The 21,821-nt window shown below is 72.1% G+C and carries 23 protein-coding genes and 1 riboswitch; of the genes, 6 read left to right on the top strand and 17 right to left on the bottom strand.

All coding sequences use genetic code 11. The annotated features are described in order from the left end of the window. Positions 1-49: 49 nt before the first annotated feature. Positions 50-2,698, top strand: a complete 2,649-nt coding sequence (locus GC092_RS00235; RefSeq protein ID WP_324013357.1) for a LuxR C-terminal-related transcriptional regulator — start codon at positions 50-52, stop codon at positions 2,696-2,698. Next, a complete protein-coding gene (locus GC092_RS00230; protein WP_324013356.1) occupies positions 2,695-3,927 on the top strand; it encodes an MFS transporter in 1,233 nt (410 codons plus the stop codon). The genes GC092_RS00235 and GC092_RS00230 overlap by 4 nt, the downstream gene beginning before the upstream one ends. On the opposite strand, the gene GC092_RS00225 is transcribed toward GC092_RS00230, so the two are convergent. The 5 genes from GC092_RS00225 to GC092_RS00205 all read right to left on the bottom strand — a co-directional run bounded on the left by GC092_RS00225 (position 3,876) and on the right by GC092_RS00205 (position 7,864). Continuing rightward, the gene (locus tag GC092_RS00225) at positions 3,876-4,478 is read right to left on the bottom strand and encodes a hypothetical protein (RefSeq protein ID WP_271172489.1); all 603 of its coding nucleotides are present in this window, start codon (positions 4,476-4,478) and stop codon (positions 3,876-3,878) included. The genes GC092_RS00230 and GC092_RS00225 overlap by 52 nt on opposite strands. A 479-nt stretch (positions 4,479-4,957) precedes the next feature. Further along, a complete protein-coding gene (locus tag GC092_RS00220) occupies positions 4,958-5,806 on the bottom strand; it encodes an IS3 family transposase (RefSeq protein WP_324013273.1) in 849 nt (282 codons plus the stop codon). Continuing rightward, positions 5,803-6,129, bottom strand: a complete 327-nt coding sequence (locus GC092_RS00215; protein ID WP_324013271.1) for a helix-turn-helix domain-containing protein — start codon at positions 6,127-6,129, stop codon at positions 5,803-5,805. The genes GC092_RS00220 and GC092_RS00215 overlap by 4 nt, the downstream gene beginning before the upstream one ends. A 262-nt stretch (positions 6,130-6,391) precedes the next feature. Then, positions 6,392-7,294 carry a rhomboid family intramembrane serine protease gene (locus GC092_RS00210; protein ID WP_324013354.1) on the bottom strand — a complete coding sequence of 301 codons (903 nt, stop codon included), beginning with the start codon at positions 7,292-7,294 and terminating at the stop codon, positions 6,392-6,394. A 12-nt stretch (positions 7,295-7,306) separates the two neighbouring features. Continuing rightward, positions 7,307-7,864 carry a peptidylprolyl isomerase gene (locus tag GC092_RS00205; protein ID WP_324013353.1) on the bottom strand — a complete coding sequence of 186 codons (558 nt, stop codon included), beginning with the start codon at positions 7,862-7,864 and terminating at the stop codon, positions 7,307-7,309. Between the two features lie 97 nt (positions 7,865-7,961). Between GC092_RS00205 and GC092_RS00200 the strand changes: the two genes are divergently transcribed. Together GC092_RS00200 and GC092_RS00195 are read left to right on the top strand one after the other, a co-directional pair. Then, positions 7,962-8,492, top strand: a complete 531-nt coding sequence (locus GC092_RS00200; RefSeq protein ID WP_324013351.1) for a DNA helicase — start codon at positions 7,962-7,964, stop codon at positions 8,490-8,492. 93 nt (positions 8,493-8,585) lie between these two features. After that, positions 8,586-9,086 carry an aminoacyl-tRNA deacylase gene (locus GC092_RS00195; RefSeq protein ID WP_324013349.1) on the top strand — a complete coding sequence of 167 codons (501 nt, stop codon included), beginning with the start codon at positions 8,586-8,588 and terminating at the stop codon, positions 9,084-9,086. A 3-nt stretch (positions 9,087-9,089) separates the two neighbouring features. On the opposite strand, the gene GC092_RS00190 is transcribed toward GC092_RS00195, so the two are convergent. After that, positions 9,090-9,620 carry a hypothetical protein gene (locus GC092_RS00190; protein ID WP_324013348.1) on the bottom strand — a complete coding sequence of 177 codons (531 nt, stop codon included), beginning with the start codon at positions 9,618-9,620 and terminating at the stop codon, positions 9,090-9,092. Between the two features lie 182 nt (positions 9,621-9,802). Between GC092_RS00190 and GC092_RS00185 the strand changes: the two genes are divergently transcribed. Both GC092_RS00185 and GC092_RS00180 read left to right on the top strand, forming a co-directional pair. Continuing rightward, positions 9,803-10,375 carry an RNA polymerase sigma factor gene (locus GC092_RS00185; RefSeq protein ID WP_324013346.1) on the top strand — a complete coding sequence of 191 codons (573 nt, stop codon included), beginning with the start codon at positions 9,803-9,805 and terminating at the stop codon, positions 10,373-10,375. After that, the gene (locus GC092_RS00180; RefSeq protein ID WP_324013345.1) at positions 10,372-10,863 is read left to right on the top strand and encodes a hypothetical protein; all 492 of its coding nucleotides are present in this window, start codon (positions 10,372-10,374) and stop codon (positions 10,861-10,863) included. The genes GC092_RS00185 and GC092_RS00180 overlap by 4 nt, the downstream gene beginning before the upstream one ends. A 7-nt stretch (positions 10,864-10,870) precedes the next feature. Here GC092_RS00180 and aroQ read toward each other — a convergent pair whose 3' ends face one another. From aroQ to thiC, 11 genes are all read right to left on the bottom strand, one after another. After that, positions 10,871-11,317 carry a type II 3-dehydroquinate dehydratase gene (aroQ, locus tag GC092_RS00175; RefSeq protein WP_324013343.1) on the bottom strand — a complete coding sequence of 149 codons (447 nt, stop codon included), beginning with the start codon at positions 11,315-11,317 and terminating at the stop codon, positions 10,871-10,873. 14 nt (positions 11,318-11,331) lie between these two features. Continuing rightward, on the bottom strand, positions 11,332-11,751 hold the full coding sequence (locus GC092_RS00170) for an NUDIX hydrolase (RefSeq protein WP_324013341.1): 420 nt from the start codon (positions 11,749-11,751) through the stop codon (positions 11,332-11,334). 9 nt (positions 11,752-11,760) lie between these two features. Further along, positions 11,761-13,242: a threonine/serine exporter family protein gene (locus GC092_RS00165; RefSeq protein WP_271172499.1), complete on the bottom strand. Its 1,482-nt coding sequence runs from the start codon at positions 13,240-13,242 to the stop codon at positions 11,761-11,763. A 484-nt stretch (positions 13,243-13,726) separates the two neighbouring features. After that, entirely contained in the window at positions 13,727-14,638 is a 912-nt protein-coding gene (locus GC092_RS00160; protein ID WP_324013339.1) for a hypothetical protein, read from the bottom strand. Next, a complete protein-coding gene (locus GC092_RS00155; RefSeq protein ID WP_324013338.1) occupies positions 14,635-15,312 on the bottom strand; it encodes a response regulator transcription factor in 678 nt (225 codons plus the stop codon). The genes GC092_RS00160 and GC092_RS00155 overlap by 4 nt, the downstream gene beginning before the upstream one ends. After that, positions 15,300-16,562, bottom strand: coding sequence for a sensor histidine kinase (locus tag GC092_RS00150; RefSeq protein WP_324013337.1), 1,263 nt, complete (start codon positions 16,560-16,562; stop codon positions 15,300-15,302). Before GC092_RS00150 ends, GC092_RS00155 begins: the two co-directional genes overlap by 13 nt. Before the next feature lie 78 nt (positions 16,563-16,640). Beyond that, the gene (gene moeB / locus GC092_RS00145; protein WP_324013336.1) at positions 16,641-17,789 is read right to left on the bottom strand and encodes a molybdopterin-synthase adenylyltransferase MoeB; all 1,149 of its coding nucleotides are present in this window, start codon (positions 17,787-17,789) and stop codon (positions 16,641-16,643) included. Next, positions 17,786-18,550, bottom strand: coding sequence for a thiazole synthase (locus GC092_RS00140; protein WP_271172504.1), 765 nt, complete (start codon positions 18,548-18,550; stop codon positions 17,786-17,788). Before GC092_RS00140 ends, moeB begins: the two co-directional genes overlap by 4 nt. Position 18,551: 1 nt before the next feature. Beyond that, the gene (gene thiS, locus GC092_RS00135) at positions 18,552-18,791 is read right to left on the bottom strand and encodes a sulfur carrier protein ThiS (protein ID WP_271172505.1); all 240 of its coding nucleotides are present in this window, start codon (positions 18,789-18,791) and stop codon (positions 18,552-18,554) included. After that, positions 18,788-19,963, bottom strand: a complete 1,176-nt coding sequence (locus GC092_RS00130; protein WP_324013334.1) for an FAD-dependent oxidoreductase — start codon at positions 19,961-19,963, stop codon at positions 18,788-18,790. The genes thiS and GC092_RS00130 overlap by 4 nt, the downstream gene beginning before the upstream one ends. Then, the gene (thiC, locus tag GC092_RS00125) at positions 19,950-21,680 is read right to left on the bottom strand and encodes a phosphomethylpyrimidine synthase ThiC (protein ID WP_324013332.1); all 1,731 of its coding nucleotides are present in this window, start codon (positions 21,678-21,680) and stop codon (positions 19,950-19,952) included. The genes GC092_RS00130 and thiC overlap by 14 nt, the downstream gene beginning before the upstream one ends. Continuing rightward, positions 21,679-21,786, bottom strand: a riboswitch (TPP riboswitch). It overlaps the preceding gene by 2 nt. Positions 21,787-21,821: the final 35 nt, after the last annotated feature.

The following is a 21,821-nucleotide window of genomic DNA, read 5'->3' as shown; positions in this document are numbered from 1 at the left end:
CCCCGCGGCGCACGCGCGCGACCGCGGGTCGAGGAGGGAGGCCTGGAACGTGACATCACGCGCTTCGTTCCCGACGGCGCCTCAGCCGCCGTCCGGGTCGATCGTGCGACCGCGGCTCCTGGCCGCTCTCGACGGACCCGAGCGCCTCTGCATCGTGCGTGCCGCGGGAGGCACCGGCAAGACGACGCTGCTGACGCAGTGGGCTGAGCACGCGCACGAGGCTGTGGTCGTCTGGATCGACGGCGACCCCGCGCCGACGTCGCGTGCGAGCTTCTGGCTCCGCGCACTGACCCAGGTGCACGCCCGCGGACTCGTCGACGATGCGACGCTCTACCGCGAGGTCGCCGCGATCGCCGACGCCCCCGGCGACGTGGAATCGGCGATGAGGCGGACACTCGACGACGTCGCCGCGCCCGTCACGCTCATCGTCGACGGCGTGCACCCGGGTGCCCACGGCGACGCGTGGGACGAGGTCGCGCACGATCTGCTCCGCCTCCTCCGCGATGTGCCGAGCTTCCGCTGCATCGTCGCCACCAGCCAGCCGACCGCGCTGGAGCACGCCGAGCCGTCGCTCGGGCGGCGCGTGCTCACCGAGGCCGATCTCGCTCTGACCGACGACGAGGTCCGCGCCGTGGCGGAGACCGCGTCGCCCTGGCTGTCCACGGGAGCGCGCGACCTCATCGCCGGCAACGACGCGTCGCGGCACGTCGGCTCGCTCCGGTACAGCCTCGACGCCGTCGCGCGCTCGGGCGAGCGCGAGAGCGACGATGTCCTCGCACACGCGCATCGCGAGCTCATCGACCGGCTCGGCGACTCGAAGCTGCGCGACTTCGTGGGCGCCACCGCGCTCTCCCCGGTCCTCGACGCGGATCTCGCGCGAGAGCTCACCGGGCGCGACGACGCATCCGAGCTCCTCACGCGCCTGGAGAGCGCGGGTGCGGGTCACTGGATCGAGTCGCACACGGGCGCCCGACTCTTCCGCTACGGCACGCACGTGCGCGCGCAGGCCGGTGGGGACTTCGCGGCACGCAAGCCGCACGCGCTGCGCGACCTCCACGCCCGCATCGCGCAGTGGCTCTTCCACGAGCTCAAGGACGACATGGCGGCGCTCGAGCACGCCCTCGAGGCCCGCGACCTGGAGTTCGCCGGCCACGTCGCCCTTCGGGCGCTCCCGCTGAACCGCGACGAGGGATCGCGGGTCGTCGAGCTCCTCCGCCGCATCCCCGCGGTCCAGATCCACCGCCATCCCCTGCTCGCGCTCTGGTACGGACTCGTCCTCAATGCCGACCCGGCGACCCACAGCCGCGCGCCCGAGTTCTTCGCGTCGGCGGGCGTCATGGCGCGGCTGCAGAGCCGAAGCCTCAGCCCCTGGGAGCGCGCGGTGCACCGCGGACTCGAGAGCGTGGTGTGGCGGATGCTGGGTCAGCCGAGGCGGATGATCGATGCGGCACGACGCTGCATCGATCTGCTCGAGGAGATGGAGGCCGCGCCGAGCCCGGAGGACCGTCTCGCCGACATCGCGAGCACCCTCCTGTACCAGAGCGGGGTCAGCGCGTTCTACGCCGACGAGCCCGACACCGCCCGGCGTGCGTTCTCGGCCCTCGTCGAGTTCTCGGACCGCCACGACTTCCGCCATCGCCGCAACGCCGCGCTGTCGGGTCTCGCCTTCCTCGACGCGATGGCCGGGCGGGTCACCTCCGCGCGCCGCACCCTCGAGCGGATCGTCGACGCCGACTGGCCGCACACCTGGCGGGACGGATACATGGGCGCTCTCGCCCGCATCGCGCGCGCGTGGGTCCTGCTCTCGGAGCCGGACCCGCAGGGCGCGCTCGACGAGCTCACCGTCCTCGATCCGCACTTCGACACGATCGAGCACTGGGAGCTCATCCTCATCGCGCGCGTGCTCGCGGAGAGCATGCTGGGGCGCCGACGCGAGGCCGCCTACCGATTCGAGCGCGTTCGCGCGGCGCGCACGAAGCGGTCGACCCTCCCCTCGAGCCTCGACCGCCTCGCGACCGCCGAGGCTCTGCTCGACCTCGTGACCGGCCACATCGCCGATGTGCGCCGCCGGGGGAACAACCGGCGCTCCTCGCCCCTGCTGCGCGCCGTGGAGGGGATGGCCGAGTCGGCGCTCGCCGGCTCGGCCGGCGCGACGCCGCTCATCGCGCGCGCGGAGCGCGACGCCCGCGACCCGGTCGACGAGCTGTTCGCCGCGATCTCGGCCACCACGCTCGCGCTGCGGACCGGCGGCCTGCGCGATACCCACCGCACGGCGGCCCGCATCGCGGGCATCGTCTCCGAGCACGGTCTCCGCTGGCCGCTCGTGCTCGTCTCCCCCTCCGACCGCGAGCGCATCCTCGCGGCCCTCGAGGGCGCCGCGGAGTTCGGGACGGCCGAGGTGCTCCGCGACGCCTTCGCCGCGTTCCCCGCCCAGATCGACGACTCGGTCTGGGGCGCGGAGGCGGCGCCGGTCCTCAGCCGCCGCGAGACCGTGGTCCTGCATGCGCTCGCCGAGACGGGCAGCAGGGCCGAGATCGCCGAGCGCCTCTTCGTCTCGGTGAACACCGTCAAGGCGCAGCTGCGCTCGCTCTACGCGAAGCTCGGCGTCAGCTCACGCGAGGAGGCTCTCGCACGCGCGATCGCGCTCGACCTCCTGTCCCCGGAGGACGACAGCGACGGAGAGGAGGCCGTGTCGTGAGGCGCGTGCTCCTGCTCGCACTCGCGCAGTGCGCGGTGCTCGGATCGCTCACGGCGCCCGCGGTCGTGGGGCTCTCGGTCATGATCCGGGACATGGTCGGTGCCGACGCCGCGCCGACCGCACTCGCCGGTGTCGCCGCGGCCGGCTCGGCCGCGGCGATGCTCGCGAATCCGCTCTTCGGATGGGCCGCCGACCGCAGCCGCGTGCCCGGTGGACGACGCACGTGGCTCGTCGCGGGGGCGATCGCCGGAGTGGCGGCCTGCGCCGCGGTCGCGTTCGCGCCGGACGTGACATGGCTCGCCATCGCGTGGATGCTCGCGCAGGCGAGCTACAACGCGTGCTTCGGCGCGATCAACGGGCTCCTCTCGGAGGGGCTCGCCCCGCAGGACCGCACCCGCGCCGCGGGCGTCTTCTCCGCGGCCTCCCTGATCGGGACGCTCCCCGGCCTCGCCGCCGCGGCGCTCCTTCCCACGCGCATCGTCGCGATGACGCTCGTCGTCCCGTGCATCGCGGCCGCGGCCATCCTGTTCGTGGCCCTGCGACTCCGTCGCCTTCCGGGGCGCGCGTCGGCGGAGCCGTGGCGGCTGGGTGCGGTCGCCGCGCTGCTGACGCGGCGGTTCGTCGCGGTGCTCGCCGTGCGGTTCGTGCTCGCACTCGAGCTCGCCGCGGGCCTCACCTTCAGCCTCTATCTGTTCCTCGACCGGTGGGCCCTCGAGGACGCCCTGGCCGTCCGCCTCGTGTCACTCGCGACGCTCATCGGCGCGCTCGGCGTCGTCGCGACATCCGTTCTCATCGCCGCGACGCCGCTTGCGCGCGTCGACCCGCGTCGTCTCCTCGCCCCCGCGCTCATCGTGCTCGCGCTCGCGATGGTCGGGCGCGGCCTCGCCACCGAGGTGCTGCACTTCCACATCGCCACAGCCCTCGCCGGCTGCGCGATCGGCGCGGGCTTCACGTCGACCCGGTCGATCGCCCAGGCGGCGCTGCCGCCGACGGAGTCCGCACTCGGGCTCGGCGTCTTCAACGTCGCCAACACGCTGGCGCCGATCGTCGCGCCCGTGCTCGCGAGCACTCTGATCGCCCCCGGACTTCTGCCCGGGCTCCCCGACGGCTACGCCGTCATGTACGTGCTGCTCGCGGTTCCCGTGCTCTCGTGCCTCGCGACGCTGCCGCTCCTCAGCTACGCGTCGACCGGCTCGAGGCCGATGAACTTCATGCGGTCCTCGCCGTAGAAGCACGACTGCAGCGCGAACGCGCCCTTGAGGCCCACGAGGTCGGCGGTCGACGACCAGATCTTCGAGGTGTACCGGATGTCCACGATCTCGTAGACCTGGTCATCCCCCTCGACTCGGATGCGCTGGCCCATCTCCCACGGCAGGAGCACGTCGCCGCCGCAGTTGTTGTGCGCGGCCCACACCGGCGGCACGCCGTCGCGCTCGTACGAGAGCATCTCGGTGAAGGTTCCGTCGCACCAGTCGAGCTCGGTCTGGCCGCCCGAGACGCCCAGCTTCACGGTGGGGAGCTCCTCGAAGACCTCCTCCTGCACCTGCTGGACCTTCTCGGCGACGCCGACCTTGATCGCGCCATACGCCTGCTCGACCGACTGCGGGGCGAGGAGCGTGCCAGCGCCGAGGCCGATCCCGCCCACGAGGAGCAGGACGCCGAAGACGGTGAGGACCGTGTTCCAGGCGCCGCCGCGACGCGATCGCTTGGCCGTGTGCTGTCCGCCGCGCGCGCGACGGGTCACCGGCGGAGCCGACGGGTGCTCGGGCGATTCGCTCATCGCGGGTCCTTTCACGATCCGCTTGCGAGCTTACGCCAGGGGGCCATCCGAGCCGAGGCCGGGCTCTGTCTCCCCAGCGATCTCCCGGTCCGGGCCATCCGAATGACAACGGTGTGATTCATCCCCAGCTCGCCTCACACCTGTGAATAACAGAGGTGTAATTCATCCCCAGGTGGGGATAGATCTGTGGATAACCCCGTGGAGAAGTGGGGGAACCAGGTGGAGAACCCCGTGGAGAGGGGGTGGAGAACGGGGGGTTAACCGTGGAGAACCTTCCCACAGCTGTGGACAGCCTGTGGACAACTCACCCGATCCGGACGTGCGCGCAGCCTGCCTGCGCAGGTCGCGAGCCGCGCCCGTGCCGCGAGTGGCCGCCATCCGCGCCCACAAGCGGCCCCACGCGGCAGGCGCCGGGACACGGGAAGGGGCCGGATCCCAGATGAACTGGTCCGCGTTTGTTGGACTGGTCTAGTTGAAGCCTAGGCTGCGAGGGTCTGGGTCCGGTGTTGCGCCGGGCTCAGGCCCTCGAGTCGTTCGGTGATGCGGTCGTTGTTGTACCAGCGGATGTAGTCGTGCAGTGCGGTGTCGAGGGCTTCGATGCTGAGGTAGCGGACGTGGTGGAAGCACTCTTCCTTGAGGTGGCCGAAGAAGTTCTCCATGACCGCGTTGTCGAAGCAGTTGCCCTTGCGGGACATCGACTGTGTTGCGCCGGCGTCGGCGAGCAGCGCCCGCCAGGAGCGGTGCTGGTACTGGAATCCCTGGTCGGAGTGCACCAGCGGGTGCTGCCCGGGCTCGAGTGTTGCGATCGCCGCGGACAGCGAGCTGTTCGTCAGGTTCAGGTTCGGGGACCGGCTGGTCGAGTACGCGATGATCTCCCGGTTGCAGAGGTCCATCACCGGCGACAGGTAGAGCTTCTCGTCGCCGACGCGGAACTCGGTCACATCCGTGACCCACTTCTCATTCATCGTCTCGGCCGTGAAATCACGGTCCAGGATGTTCTCGGCGATCTGCCCGACCTCGCCCTGGTAGGACACATACCGCCGTTTCCGGCGGGATGTGGAGGCCAGACCGAGCTGACGCATCAGCTTCAGCACGGTCTTGCGATCGATCTGCCACCCGTCGTGCACCAGCACACGGTGCACGCGCCGATACCCGTAACGGCCCTTGTTCACGGTGAACACGTCCGTGATCGCGGCCTTCAGCTCCGCATACGGGTCCGGGGCGTCGCGGCGGGCCTGGTGATAGAAGAACGTCGACCGGGCAAGCCCGGCCGCGGCGAGCAGGTCGGTGAGGGAGTGTTCTGCCTTGAGGGTCACGACGGCGTTCACTTTGACCGTCGTTGCTGCTCCATCAAGGCCCGCAATTTTCCCAAGTACGCGACCTGCGCCTGCAGCCGCGCGTTCTCCCGCCGCAACCGCTCCAGCTCAGTCGCCTCGCTCGGGTCAGCGTTCCGTTCGGGTGGTCTGCCCGTGCGTTTGGGGCGCAGCGCGTCCTCGCCCTCGTTCCGGTATCTCCGCGCCCACGTCTCGATCAGCTTCGGAGACGACAGATCGAACTCGCGAGCCAGTTCCGCCTTGGTCTCGCCGGCGAGGAACCGGGTGACGATCTCGAGTTTGCGTTCGAACGAGTACGACGCCTTCGTCGGCTTCATCAGCAATGTCCTACCCTCACGCACCCGCCACCGGTCATAGAGCCGGCGCACCGGATTCAGACGCGATTCGAGTCGCGTGGCGACCGCATCCGGACCCCACCCGACCTCGAACAACGCTACCGCCGCCTCCCGCTGGTCATCGGACAGTGAACTACGTGGATGCATGAAACTGCTCCCTGGAAGTCGGAACTGAATTCAACAGTCCAACTTCCAGGGAGCAGTTCAAGACGGATCCGGCCCCTTCGGGCGTCTGCCGTGCGTGTCAGGTGAGCGACGGGTATCCCAGCACGGGCGGCACGGCGAGGAGCACGAGGAGCGCGACGCCCACGAGCGACAGCAGCGCGATCTGCAGACCGCGGCGGTTGCGGCCGCTCGTCCGAGCGAGGACCAGTCCGACGACGAGGCCCGTGATGAGGCCGCCGACGTGCGCCTGCCACGAGACGTTGAACCCCGGGATGAACCCGATCACGAGGTTGATGCCGAGCACGACGAGGATGCCGCGGATGTCGCCGCCCAGCCGGCGCCCGATGACGAGCAGCGTGCCGAGGAGGCCGAACACGGCCCCCGAGGCGCCCACGACGGGCGTCGAGAAGGCCAGCAGGGCCACGGCGACCGAGCCGCCGATGGTCGACAGGACGTACAGCGCGAGGAAGCGCCCGCTGCCGATGATCGGCTCGAGGATGCGGCCGATCATCCACAGCGACAGCAGGTTGAGGCCCACGTGCCAGAAGCCGCCGTGGACGAGCGCGACCGTCACGAGCCGCCAGGGCTGCGTGGTGCCGGTCAGCTCGGGGTACAGCGTCGGAGCGTAGAACGCGAGCCACTGCTGGACGCCGATGGCGCCGCCGAAGCCGTATCCGTCGACCATCTGGAGGAGGTAGGCGACGGCCGTGATGCCCGCGATCCACGCCATGACGCGCGGACGGCCACCGGCGATGGCGACCGTGCCGCCTCCGCGCCAGCGCCGCTCAGCGCGGCGCTGGGCGGGTGTGCGGCTCTTGCGCTGCTCCTTCATGCACTCCGGGCACACGACGCCGACCGGCCCCTGGGTCTGGCAGTCCGCGCAGATCGTGCGCAGGCAGCGCTGGCACAGGACGAAGCTCTGGCGATCGGGGTGCCGATAGCAGTAGTCGTCGGGATTCCGGGGTCGGTCGGCGGTGGTCACGCGAGCGCCGTGTCAGACGGCGACGACGTCGATCGACGAGATGACGACGTCCTCGCGCGGGCGGTCGGCCGCGCCGGTCGGAACCTGGGCGATCGCGTCGACCACGGCGCGCGACGCGTCGTCGGCGACCTCGCCGAAGATCGTGTGCTTGCCCTGCAGCCACGGGGTGGGGTCGGTCGTGATGAAGAACTGCGATCCGTTCGTGCCGCTCAGCTTGCCCGTGATGGCGTTCGGGCGCTTGCCCGCGTTGGCCATGGCGAGCTTGTAGGGCGCGTTGAAGTCGAGCTCGGGGTGGATCTCGTCGTCGAACGTGTAGCCGGGGCCGCCGACGCCCTGGCCGAGCGGGTCGCCGCCCTGGATCATGAAGTTCGGGATGATGCGGTGGAAGATGACGTCCTTGTAGAGGGGGCCCTCGCCGGCTGCGCCCGTGCGCGGGTCGGTCCACTCCTGCGAGCCGTCCGCCAGCCCGATGAAGTTCTGGACGGTGCGGGGTGCGTGGTCCCCGAAGAGGTTGACCACGATGTCGCCGTGGTTCGTGTGGATGGTCGCGACGGCGGTGTGCTGAGTCATGGGCACATTCTCTCAGAGTCCGCAAGGCCGGAGCTGATCGGGGATGCCATCTGGCAGGATGGTCGAAAGCAGACCCCATCGACGCGGGAGGGCACACGTGAGCCTCAGCCTCAGCAGGAAGCAGAAGAAGGAGCTCAAGAAGCTCCAGCAGTCCGCGGCGCACGTCTGGGAGGCGCAGCAGGTCGTCGCCGCCGGCGCCGCCGACGTCGCACGGCAGGCGGGTCGCCAGCTCGAGACGTTCGGGCGCAAGCAGGTCGCACCCGCGATCGAGGAGAAGTACCACGAGATCCTCGAGCCCTACGTGAACCGGGCTCGCCCGTTCGTAGACCAGGGCGTCAAGGCCTCGAAGAAGTTCATCGACGGATCGGTCGTCCCGGTCGCCGGCGCGGTCGTGGGCAAGGCCCTCTCGGCCTGGGACGTCGCTGCCGAGACGCGCGACAAGCTCGCCCGCTCGCGCGCCGGGCTCCCCGTCGTCGCTCCCAAGAAGAAGTCGAGCGCGGGCCCGGTCATCGCCCTCATCCTCGGCATCGCCGCGGCCGCGGGCGTGCTCTACGCCGCGTGGCAGACGCTGCGCGCCGACGACGAGCTCTGGGTGGCCGACGACCCGCTCGCGGCGCCCGACGCCTGACCTGAGGATCCGGCGCGGCGGGGCGACCCGCCGCGCCGTTCCGCTGCGCTCGCGGGTGCTCCTCGCGGAGCGCGACGCTGAGGAGGAGAGCGGATGGCCGACGGCACGACGACGCAGGACGGGCTCGAGCGCGTCCGCGCGGCCGCCGCGCAGCGCGGACTCGACATCGACGTGCAGGCGTCTCCGCGTGCCGCGTCTCTCGAGGAGGCCGCCGCGCTCCGCGGCATCGCGCCCTCCGACATCGTCAAGACCCTCGTCGTGAAAGGCAAGGGCGACCGGTTCTACTTCGCGCTCGTGCCCGGCGATCGCTCGATCTCGTGGTCGAAGCTGCGCGCCGTGGTCGGCGTGAACAGGCTGCGCCTGCCCGAGCCGCCCCTCGCTCTCGAGGCGACGGGGTACGAGCGCGGCACGATCGTCCCGCTCGGATCCACGCGGGACTGGCCCGTCTACGCGGACGAGCGGATGGTCGGCAAGCGCGTCTCGATGGGCGCGGGAGCCCACGGCTACACGCTGTTCGTCGACGCGGACGCCCTGATCGCCGCCTACGGCGCGACCGTCGCCGACATCACGGACCCGATCGAGGCCATCCGCTGACCGCTATCCCGAGACGCGGACCGAGGACGCCTTGTTGTTCATCGTGCTGCTGATCGAGCTCGAGTACGAGTAGTACCCGTACGACGCCCCGCCGTAGTTCGTGTGCTCGTAGACCTTCACCTTGCAGTTCGAGTAGCCGCGCATCGACGAGGCGCGGTCCTGGAAGGAGATGTTGGCGTTGCCCATCCACTGCCCCGACACGCACGAGCTCGATCCGTAGAGGTCCCAGTACGAGCCGGTGTACGACGTGCCGTCGTACAGGCGCGCGAGCAGGTACGTCGCCGCGACGCCCGCCTCGATCCCGTCGGCACTCGACGAGCGGGCGGATGGCGCGGCCGCGTCGACGACGACCTGGCCGGTCTGCTCGAGGACGGCGGCGTGGAGGTCCTCCCCGCGCGGCACGCAGATGGTCTCGCCCGTGTCGACGAAGACGCCGCAATCCTGCTCGACCGATGCCGTCGCGGGCGCCGCCGCGATCGCACTCGCCCCGACAGCCGCGATGCAGGCGAGCACCGCTCCGATTCGCTTCCTCATGGCGCCCATGCCGACTCCTCTATCCGGAGCCCCGATCGACGAACCCCGTCCCCGGAATCTCGCACGCCGTGCGGACGGTGTCAAGGCGTTGTGTCCTCCGAATGGGGGACACGTCGCGGACGAAGTGTGAGACGATTCGGGACACCGGAGCATTACAGGGTGTGAACGCAGTGGAACACGACGTGGCAGCCGTGCCATCGCAGGCCGACGAGGCGCTGCTCGACGCGGTCGCACGCGGAGACCACACGGCGTTCGCCACGATCTACGAGCGCCACGTGCGCACGGTCTTCCGCTTCGCGCTGAGCCTCGGCATCTCACCGCGCGACGTCGAGGACGTGACGCAGGAGGTCTTCGTGGTCGCGTTCAAGAAGGCCGCGAGGATCCGCACCGCCGACGGATCCGCCCTCCCCTGGCTCATGGTCACGTGCCGCAACCTGTCGTACGCGCATCTGCGGAAGCGCGCGAAGGATCACGCGCACCTCGACGCCGGAGAGCACGACGTCGCCGATCCGACGGCGTCGCCCGAGAGCCGCGCCCTGCAGGCCGAGCTCTCCCTGACGATCGCCGAGGCGATCGGCCGACTCTCGCCGCGGGACCAGGAGCTGGTCCACCTCTGCCTCGACCGGGGGATGACCTACCGGCAGGCCGCGCACGCGCTCGGCGTCACCGACGGGACGGTGCGGAACCGCCTGTCGCGCGCCAGGGCCGAGCTGCGCAGCTCCCTCCGCGGCACCTTCCGTGAGCAGGGATCATGAGACTGCACCCCCCGACCGACGACCAGGTCGCGTCGATGCGCCGCAAGATCTTCGCCGAGATCGCCCGGAACCGCGCACGCCGCCGCTCGAGGCTGACGTTCACCGCGGCCACGACCGCGCTCGTCGTCGCCGTCACCACCGCGGGCGCCATCCTCGTCGAGATGGCGAAGCCCGACGACCTCAACGTGAGCTTCGACTGCTACACGACGGCCGACCTGTCGGCGCCGCACGGCACGACGTCGTTCGTCGACGACGACCGCGATCGCGACCGCACGCTCGCTCTCGAGGATCGGGTCGCGCAGGCCCTCGAGTTCTGCATGGCGGGCTACAACGCGGTGCCGACCGACGGCGACGTCGAGTTGGTGCGGGTCGTGAACCCGACCGTGTGCATGATGCAGGATCGCCGGCTCGCCGTGCTGCCCAACGAGCAGTACGCATCCACGGAGGACTTCTGCGAGGGTCTCGGCCTCGCGGCCCCGTTCGAGTAGGCCGCGGTCAGCGCGCGGGAGCGAGCAGAGCCGCGAGGCGCTGCACCGCGAACGCGTAGCCCTGCACGCCCGCTCCGACGATCACGCAGCTGGCGACGTCCGACAGGTACGAGTGGTGGCGGAACGGCTCGCGCGCGTGCACGTTCGAGATGTGCACCTCCGCGAAGGGCAGGTGCACGCCGGTGAGGGCGTCGCGCAGCGCGACCGACGTGTGGGTGAGCGCGCCGGGGTTGATCACCACCGCGTCGCAGTCGGTGCGCGCCTCGTGGATCGCGTCGACGAGCGCGCCCTCGTGGTTGCTCTGGATGGCCCGCACCTCGAATCCGAGATCGGCGGCCGTCCGCTCGACGAGCGCCACGACGTCGTCGAGCGTGTCCGAGCCGTAGATCTCGGGCTCGCGCGTGCCGAGGAGGTTGAGATTCGGCCCGTTCACGAGCAGGATCCGACCGTTCACGTGCGTTCCCTTCGTCACAGGAGTCCGGCCATCCGCAGGGCGGTGTCGACGAACGAGACCCGCTCGATCGACCGCACGCGGCTGAGCGGGATCCACTCGGCCATGTCGGTCGACCCGTCGAGCTCGTAGGCGAGGGACCCGCCCGTGATCGTCGCCCGGTAGACGATCCGCAGCGCCTGCATGTCGCCGGTGCCCGCGAGCCGCTTGCGGGCGGGGATGACGACCGAGTCGACCCCGATGACGTCTCCGAGCTCGACCTCGTAGCCCGTCTCCTCGCGCACCTCGCGGCGGCAGGTCTGGGCGGGGTGCTCGCCGGGGTCCATCCCGCCGCCCGGCATCGTCCAGGCGGGCTTCGACCCCTCGATCCAGCGCGAGAGCAGCACGCGCTCGGCGTCGTCGACGATGACGGCGTAGGCGGCGACTCTCAGGTCCATGACGTCAGCCTACTGATCCCGGATCGCGGCGCCGTCGGCCTCGCCGCGCGGCGGGACCGGCACGAGCTTCCCGGTGCCGGCGGCGGCGCGGGGGCGCGCGGTCGTCCGCACCCTCATCCGCACGCCGTCCAGGGTCGCACGCAGCGGGGAGCCGATGAACAGGCCGAGGGTCGCGCCCGCGGCGAGCGCGATGCCGATCATGCCGGCGGTCACGAGCGCCTGCGTCGCGACGATGAGCCGCGCGGTGTCGTCGCCGGCCTCGACCATCCCGAGAAGACCCCGGAACACGGCGGAGCCCGGAACGAGGGGGACGATCGCGGCCGTCGTCACGGCGACGGATGGCACGTGCAGGCGCTGGGCGATGAGCGCGCCGACGAGGCTCGCGGCGAACGCCCCCGCGAAGCTCGCTCCGGCGGCGTCGAGTCCGGCCGCCGAGGGCACCGCGTAGCCAGTCCAGGCGATCGTCGCGAGCAGGACGCTCACGACGACGATGCGGAGGCCGGCGCCGTTCATGACCGCGACGGTGATCGCCACGATCACCGCACCGACGATCTGGCCCGCGAACGGCCCGAACGGCAGCGCCTCGCTCGGCAGCTGCAGGCCGACGCCGAGCGCGCTCGCGAGCTGCAGCCCGACCACGATGCCGAGCACGACGCCGAGGGTCTGCAGGGTGAGCTCGAGGATGCGCCCTCCCGCCGTGAGCGCGAATCCGTCGATCGCATCCTGCGCGGCTCCGACGACGGCGAGACCAGCGAGCATGAGCACGATGCCCGAGGAGACGACGATCGTCGAGCGGACATCGGTGAACGGCTCGACGCCGAGGCGCGACAGGAGCGCGACGACGACCGTGACGGCGACGAGCGTGAACGCGCCGACCACCTGGCTGAAGAACATGGGCACGCGCAGCTTCGCGAGACCCGCCTGGGAGCCGGCGACGCCCAGTGCGGCGAGGAAGGTCACGGCCAGCGCGATCCACGAGGCGCCGAACATCACGCCGACGCCGACCGCGAGGAGCGCCTGCACCGTGATCACGACGCCGGGCTGGTAGAGGAACGGCGTGCGGCGGATCTGGCGGAACCGCGCCCGCGCCTCGCCGAGCTCGAGGCCCTCCTCGATCTCCGTCACGAGCGCCTGGAGGCGCTGGAGCTTCGCGTGATCGGGAACGGCCGACCGCACGACCTGCATGAGGGTGATCGGCAGGTCGTCGCCCCCGCGGTGATCCGACACCGTCACGGAGTTGTAGGTCACGTCGACGTGCACGCTCTTGAGCCCGTAGGCGCGGGTGATGCGCAGGGCCGCGAGCACGACCTCCTTCGCCGACGCGCCGACCGACAGCATGACCTCGGCCACCCGCATCGCGAGGTCGATGATCCGCACGGCCATCGCGTCGTCGACGACCGTGAGCAGCTCGGTGGGGGCGGCCTTCGACGCGTCGCTCCACAGCGCCCTGCGAACGCTCTCCATCACGCGCCGACGACGATCCTGAGCCATGCCCTCCATCCTGTGCCACGAGGTTCACCGTTCGCCGAACGATCCGGGATGTCCGCTCCGCACGTCTTCGGAACCTCACCCCGTTTCGACTCGCTCCGCTCGCTCAACGACCGGACCCGGGGCGTCCCGCAGCGACCGAGACGATCCGGAATCTCCATCCGGACATTGAGCGAGGGAGCGCAGCGACCGAGACGAAATGCCGCAACCCAGCCTCCGAACGCCCCCGCGTTTCGACTCGCTCCGCTCGCTCAACGACCGGGCCCGGGGCATCGCGCAGCGACCGAGACGATCCGGAATCCCCCCGGACATTGAGCGAGGGAGCGCAGCGACCGAGACGAAATGCCGCAACCCAGCCTCCGAACGCCCCGCGTTTCGACTCGCTCCGCTCGCTCAACGACCGGACCCGGGGCATCCCGCAGCGACCGAACGCGCAGCGGGCCGGCCCCGGACGGAACCCGGGGCCGGCTCGCGGTGCGGCAGCCCGTCAGCGCGCGGAGGCGCCACCCGGTCGGAGGGTCGCATCCCCTGCCGCGACCTGCACCGAGATCTCGCGCGGCGACGAGCTCTCGACGTCGAGGCGGTTGTCGAAGTCGCCTGCCGAGACGTCGGAGCGCACGGCGTAGGTCTCGTCGGGGAGCACGAGGTCGAGCGAGCCCGCGCTCACATCGACGGTCACCTCGGCGGGCGCGTCGCCCGTGAGCTCGGCGTCGAGACGGCCCGCAGCGACCGTGAAGCCGGCCTCCGCGACGTCGGCGAGCGCGAGGTCGGCCTGGCCCGCGCTCAGATCGACCTCGAGCGACGCGGCCGAGCCGTCGAGGCTCAGGTACCCCGCCCCGACCTCGGCGTCGACCTCGCCGAAGTCGCCCTCGGCCGTGAGGCTGCCGCCCGAGAGCGAGAGGTCGACATCGAGGCCCGCGCCCTTCAGGCGCTCCGGCAGCGTCAGCACGACGGTCTGCTCGTCGTCGAACCAGTCGCCGCCGAACCAGTCGCCGCCGAACCACCAGCCGCGGAAGAACCCGTCGCGGCGGTCGACCGACAGCTCGCCGCCGTCGCGCGAGACGCGCCATCCGTCATCCGCGTTCGTCACCTCGAGCACGGCCTCGTCGACGTCGCCGTAGGCGATCGCGAAGGAGGCCCCGGAGGCGTCGATGTCGAGGGAGGTCACGCCGGCGGCCGCCGCCGTGAGGGTCTCGTCGACCGAGAACGCGCCGCGCGCCGCGGCGACGCCCGAGCCGATGGCGGTGCCCAGCAGCGCCACGCCGCCGATCACCGCGACGACGAGCGCGACGACCTTGCCGCCTGATGCGGGAGGGGTGGGAGGGGCCGGGCGCGGGGGCACGGCCGCGGGATCGTACGCCGACGCATCGAAGGCCGGCGGGGTGGTGGGGGTGCTCATCGTGTCGCTCCTGTCTGGGGCGTTCCGCCCGTGTTCTCGATGTGGGCGAGAGCTGCGAGAACGCGGCGGTTGCCCGACTCGTCCGGCTCGAGGCCGAGCTTCTGGAAGATGGAGGTGACGTACTTCTCGACGCTCGCCTCCGAGACGAAGAGCACGCCGGCGATCGCCTGGTTCGACTTGCCCTCCGCGATGAGAGCGAGCGTCATGCGCTCGCGCTCCGTGAGCCGCGTCATCCGCTCGTCGCGGGTGCGCCGGCTGAGCAGCTGCGCGACGACCTCGGGGTCCAGCACGGTCGCGCCCTGCGCGATGCGGTCGACCGACTCGACGAACTCCGCGACGTCGGCGACCCTGTCCTTGAGGAGGTAGCCGATCGCGCCGCCCTGCGCCGTGATCAACTCGCTCGCGTAGCGCTCCTCGACGTACTGCGAGAGGACGAGGACGGGGAGCTCGCGGTGCGCCGCCCGCACCTCGATCGCCGCGCGGATCCCCTCGTCGGTGAAGGTCGGGGGGAGGCGCACATCGAGGATGCAGAGATCCGGGGCGGATGCCTCCACGGCCGCCAGCAGGTCGCTCGCGTCGGGAAGGGCCGCGACGATCTCGTGGCCGGCGTCCTCGAGGAGGCGCACGAGGCCCTCGCGCAGGAGGACCGAGTCCTCGCAGATCAGGATGCGCATGGCACGCTCACCTCCAGGGCGGTCGGTCCGCCGTTCGGGCTGTCGAGGCGGACGGTGCCGCCCGCCGACAGGATGCGGTTCGAGATGCCGTCGAGGCCGCCGCCGGGGAGCACGCGCGCCCCGCCGATGCCGTTGTCCTCGACGCGGGCCCAGAGCATGCCGTCGTCGCGGCGGCGCACGATCACCCGGCACTCCGCGGCACGCGAGTGCTTCGCGGCGTTCGTGAGCGACTCCGCGATCGCGAAGTACACGGCCGCCTCGGCCTCCCGGCTGCACCGGCCGTCCATCCGCACATCGAGGTGCACGGGGATGTGCGAGCGCCCGGCGAGCGCGGACAGGGCCGCGTCGAGGCCGCGGTCGTCGAGCACGGACGCGTGGATGCCGCGCGCGAGCTGGCGGAGCTCGGTGATGGCCGCCTTCGTCGAGGTGTGCGCCTCCTCGATGAGCGAGCGGGCGGCATCGGGGTCGCTGTCGATCTTCTGCTGGGCGAGGCCGAGGGTCATCCCGACGGAGACGAGACGGGGCTGCACGCCGTCGTGGAGATCGCGCTCGATGCGCGTCCGCTCCACCTCGGAGGCGCGCACGGCGCCCGCTCGCTGCGCGTCGGAGGTGCGGGCCTGCGCGGCCAGCTGCTCCTCCTGCGATGGCACGACGATCGCGCGGCTCAGCACGCCGTGCAGGAGCGCGAGCCCGACGATCCCGGCAGCGGTCACGATGACGCCCAGGATGCCGGCGAGCGGCGCCCACGCGGCGGCGAACTCGAGGCCGAACGCGCCGCGCACGGTGTCCGCGCCCGAGAGAGGAGCGAAGCAGATCGCGATGGACCAGATGAGCAGGCGGAAGAGCCCCATGACGATCACGCCGAAGACCGTCGCGATCGCGAGGTTGGCGATCGCCCGCCACATGCGCGGGTCGACCGCCTGACGCAGGAGCGTGCGGAGCCAGCCGCCGAAGCCGGGGCCGACGCGGGGGCGCCATGCGAGCGCGGGAAGGCCGAAGCCGTACAGCCCGTCGACACGCGCGGTCTCGAGCCAGGCGACGGCGAAGAGGACGTAGACGAAGGCGACGAGCAGCACGAGCCCGAAGCCGAGGAGCGGGAGGGTGCCGAGGCCGAAGCCGAGCAGCCCGAAGAGAGCGGTGAACGCGAAGGCGCCCAGGAAGCCGAGCGCCGCGAGATGGGCGATCGCCCCGGCCACCCGGAGCGGGCGCGACGTCCTCGCGGTCGAAGCGGAGGCGAGCTGTGTGGTCATGCCTCCAAGCTAGGGCGGCCCTCGCGCGGGCGCCCCAGAGTCAGCCGGAGACGTTCTTTCGGGTTTTCCCGAATCGCGTCACGGCGCCGCGGCGCACGTCGGCGCCGTGGCCTGCTCGAGCGCGTGCCACGCCGAGATCCCGCCCGCGAGCGAGCGGAGCGGATGAGCGCGCCACTCCGGGCGCCCGCGGAGCACCTCCGCCGCGCGGCGCGACCGCACCCCGAGGGCGCAGTGCACGACGACCTCGCGCCGCTCGACGAGCGCACGCCGCACGGCTTCGGGCGGCTCCTCCCCCGCCTCGATCTCGTCGAGCGTCCAGCGGACGGCATGCGGGATGGCCCCGGGCTCGGATGGCGCGCGCACGTCCACGACGAGAGGCGCGGCGCCGCCGGCCAGGGCAGCGCGGAGCTCGGCGGCCGAGACGATCGGCACCGCGCCATCCGCCGTGGCCCCCGTCTCGCCGTCCCCTGGGGCCTCCGCCGGGCCATCCGCCGCGAACGCGACCTCGCGCCATCCGGCGGCGAGTGCGTCCACGACGACGACGCGGCCGACGAGCGGGCGTCCTGCTCCCGTGATGAGCTTGATCGCCTCGGCCGCCATCTGGGCGCCGACGAGCGCGCACAGCGGGCCGAACACGCCCGCCGTCGCGCAGTCGAGCGCCGCGCCCGGCGCATCCGGGTAGAGGTCGCGGTAGCGCGTGCCGCGCTCGGCCCAGACGACCCCGACCTGGCCCTCCCACCGGAGGACCGATCCCCAGACGAGCGGAAGGCCGAGCGCCGCCGCCGTGTCGTCGACGAGGTACCGCGTGGCGAAGTTGTCCGAGCCGTCGACGACGAGGTCGTAGTCCGCGAGAACGCCGGCCGCGCTCCGCGCATCCAGACGCAGGGCGTGCGCGCGCACCTCGATCCCGGGGTTCCGCGCCGCGATGGCGTCGCGTGCCGATGCCGTCTTCGGTCGTCCGATGTCCGCGACCCGGTGGATCACCTGGCGCTGCAGGTTGCCGAGCTCGACGGCGTCGTCGTCGACCACGCCGAGCACGCCCACCCCCGCCGCGGCGAGCGCCAGCAGCACGGGCGAGCCGAGGCCGCCTGCGCCCACGACGAGCACGCGCGCCGCACGCAGCCGGCGCTGCCCGGCATCGCCCATGCCGGGCAGGATGAGCTGCCGGCCGTACCGCTCCCGCTCCTCGTCGGAGAGCGCCGGACCGGGCGCCACGAGCGCCGTCACAGGACCGCCATCCCCTCGGTCTCCGACGATGCGCGGGCATGCCGCCGCCGGGGGATGCGCCCCGCATGCGCGGCGAGATGGCCCGCCTCGACGGCATGGCGGAACGCGGCGGCCATCCGCACGGGGTCGTGCGCGCGGGTCACCGCGGTCGCCAGGAGCACCGCGTCGCAGCCGAGCTCCATCGCGAGCGCCGCCTCCGACGCCGTGCCGAGGCCCGCGTCGAGCACGACGGGAACCGATGCGCGCGACACGATGAGCTCGATGTTGTGGGGGTTGAGGATGCCGAGGCCCGTCCCGATCGGCGCGCCGAGGGGCATGACCGCCGCGACCCCGAGCTGCTCGAGCCGCAGCGCCGTGACGGGGTCGTCGTTCGTGTACGCGAAGACCGTGAAGCCCTCCGCGACGAGCCGCTCCGCGGCGTCGAGCAGCTCGACCGGGTCGGGCAGGAGCGTCGTGTCGTCGGCGACGACCTCGAGCTTGATCCAGCTCGTGCCGAACGCCTCGCGCGCGAGCTCGGCCGTGAGCACCGCGTCGTGCGCCGTGCGGCAGCCCGCGGTGTTGGGGAGGAGGCGGATGCCGCGCTCGCGCAGCAGGGCGTAGAGGCCGCCCGCTCCGCTTCCGTATCGCCGCACGGCGACCGTCGTGAGCTCGGTGCCCGACGCCCGCAGAGCCTCGTCGAGCACCTCGAGGCTCGGCGCACCGCCCGTGCCGACGATGAGCCGCGACGACAGGGCGACGCCGTCGATGACGAGCGGCTCCACGTCAGCCGCCCTGCGCCGCGGTGAGCACCTCGACCCGCGCGCCCGGGCCGAGCCGATGCGACCCCCAGCGGGCGCGCGGCACGAGGACCGCGTCGACCGCGACCGCGACGCCGAGGGGCGCGCCGTCCTCGGCCGTGCCCTCGGGCGTCACCGCGCGGCCCGTGAGCGCCGAGACGACCGTCGACACCGCCGCCCCCTCGGGCAGCCGCAGAGCACTTCCGTTGACATCGATCTCGATCATGCGAGGACTCCTTCACGGTCACGGGGCGCGGCGTCGCGCCCGGGTTCGAGGCGGCTGGGGGCGAACCGCCCAGGGTCGAGCAGGTCGGCCTCGACGCCGCGCGGCGGGGCGACGTCGTCGACGATGCGGCGGCAGAGGTCTGCGATGAGCGGGGCGAGCAGCACGCCGTTGCGATGCGTTCCCGTCGCGACGACGAGGCCCGGGGCGGTCCGCCCGACGAGGGGCAGATGATCGGGGGTCGCCGGACGGGCGCGGGCGGTCGCCTCGACGAAGCGGTACTCGTCGACGAGCGGCATCACCTCGGCCGCATCGCGCAGCAGCGCCGACACGCCCCCCGCGGAGACCGCGTCGTCGGCGTCCTCGCGCTCGGTCGCGCCCACGACCAGCCCGCCGTCGACGCGCGGCACGAGGTAGACGGCACGGCCGCGGACGAGGGAGCGGACCGTGTGCGCGAGGCGCGGGAGGCCCGCGGCGTGGAGGCGGAGGATGTCTCCGTGCACCGGGCGCAGCACGCCGGGCGGCGTCGCGCCCAGGTCCGCCGCGCCGAGCGCGTTCGCGACGACCACCTCGGCCGCGGCGATCGCTGTCCCGTCGGAGAGCTCGACACCGTGCACAGCACCGCCCCGCCCGCGCAGCAGGCGCCTCGCCGCGAGCGGACGGAGAGCGGATGGCGCGAGCGCGCCCCGAAGCGCGCGGACGAGGGCACGCGGATCGACGCGATGGTCGCCGTCCGCCGCGTACGCGCACGAGAGTCCCGGCGCGAGCAGAGGCTCGGCGGCCCGCGCTTCTCGGACGCTCCGTCGCTCCGCCTGCACCGCGGGCGCCGCGTCCACGAGCTCGACGATCCGACGGCGGTCGGCGTCGTCGACCCCGACGAGAAGCGTCGGGGCGGCCTCGTACCCGCACGCCGCAGCGCCGCCGGGCAGCGATGCGACGAAGTCGGGGTATGCGGCCGCCGCGGCGCGGTGGAGCGCCACGGCAGCGCGCTCGGTGTGCTGGAGCTCGCCCGCGGGGCTCAGCATTCCGGCCGCGGCATACGTTGCGCCGTCTCCCGGGCGGGGGTCGATGAGTCGCACCGAGCGCCCCGCGCGCGCACACGCCACGGCTATCGCCGTGCCGACGATCCCTGCGCCGACGACGGCGACGTCGACCCTGCTGTCAGCTCCGGACACGGGGCTCGTCGAGGTAGACGGACGCGCCGGCGGCGACGAACTCCTCGGACTTCCGGCGCATGGCCGCGATCGCCTCCTGCTCCTCGGCTCCGCCGAAGCGGTCGCGGATGTCCTGGGAGATCCGCATCGAGCAGAACTTCGGGCCGCACATCGAGCAGAAGTGCGCCGTCTTGGCCGGCTCGGCCGGGAGCGTCTCGTCGTGGAAGGCCTCTGCCGTGTCGGGGTCGAGCGAGAGGGCGAACTGATCGCGCCAGCGGAACTCGAAGCGCGCCTTCGACAGCGCGTCATCCCGATCCCGCGCCCCCGGATGGCCCTTCGCGAGGTCGGCCGCGTGCGCCGCGATCTTGTACGTGATGACGCCCGTCTTCACGTCGTCGCGGTTGGGCAGCCCCAGGTGCTCCTTGGGCGTGACGTAGCAGAGCATCGCGGTGCCCCACCGTGCGATCTCGGTCGCGCCGATCGCCGAGGTGATGTGGTCGTACCCCGGGGCGACGTCAGTGACGAGGGGGCCGAGCGTGTAGAAGGGCGCCCCCGAGCAGAGCTCCTGCTGGCGCTCGACGTTCTCCCGGACCAGGTGCAGCGGCACGTGCCCCGGCCCCTCCACCATGACCTGCACGTCGTGCTCCCACGCCCGGTGCGTGAGCTCGGCGAGCGTGTCGAGCTCGGCGAACTGCGCCGCGTCGTTGGCGTCGGCCGTCGAGCCGGGGCGGAGACCGTCGCCGAGCGAGAACGCGACGTCATACTGCGCGAAGATCTCGCACAGCTCGTCGAAGTGCGTGTAGAGGAAGTTCTCGCGATGGTGGGCGAGGCACCAGCCCGCCATGATCGAGCCGCCTCGCGAGACGATGCCCGTCACCCGCTCTGCCGTGAGCGGCACGTAGCGCAGCAGCACGCCCGCGTGGATCGTCATGTAGTCGACGCCCTGCTCGCACTGCTCGATCACGGTGTCGCGGAAGATCTCCCAGGTGAGGCGATGCGCCTGCCCGTCGACCTTCTCGAGCGCCTGGTAGATCGGGACCGTCCCGATCGGCACGGGCGCGTTGCGGATGATCCACTCGCGGGTCGTGTGGATGTCGTCGCCCGTGGAGAGGTCCATGACCGTGTCGGCGCCCCACGTCGTCGCCCACTGGAGCTTCTCGACCTCCTCGGCGATCGAGCTCGTGACGGCCGAGTTCCCGATGTTCGCGTTGATCTTGACGAGGAACGCCCGCCCGATGATCATGGGCTCGCTCTCGGGATGGTTGATGTTGCTCGGGATGATCGCGCGCCCCGCCGCGAGTTCCGAGCGGACGAGCTCGACGTCGCACCCCTCGCGCAGCGCGACGAAGCGCATCTCGGGCGTGATGACGCCCTGCCGCGCGTAGTGCATCTGCGTCACGCGCCGGCCGGGACGTGCGCGGCGCGGGCGGGCGGACTCTCCCCGCCACTCCGCGGAGGCGGCGCCGCGCCGCGCGGCCGCACGGCCGTCGTCGTGGAGGTCGCGCGGGCGCCCGTCGTACTCCTCGACGTCGCCGCGTGCGGCGATCCAGTCGGCCCTCAGCGGCGGCAGCCCTCGCACCGGGTCGCTGCCCGGGCCCGACGTCCGATAGGCCGTGAACGGCTCGTTCCGCTCGCCGTTCGGCGAGTCCGTGAGCGCGATGCGGGTGACCGGCACCCGGATCCCGTGCTCGTCGTCGTGCAGATATGCGAGCGAATGCGTCGCTTCCAGGGTGCGCAAAAGAGCTGCTCCTACTTCCTACGCCGGCATGACCCGAACAGGTTCGACGGTCGCGAGCAGCGTCAGCTCGTTCTCAGCCCCTGCTGGGACTCCCGTGTGGACCGGATCAGAGTAGCAGGGAGCCGCGGCCGCGCAAGTCGG

The sequence above is a fragment of the Microbacterium sp. JZ37 genome (assembly GCF_035188445.1).
GTDB classification, from domain to species: Bacteria; Actinomycetota; Actinomycetes; order Actinomycetales; family Microbacteriaceae; genus Microbacterium; species Microbacterium barkeri.
Note: the sequence above shows the minus strand (reverse complement) of the source record. Positions and strands in the feature narration are given on the sequence as shown.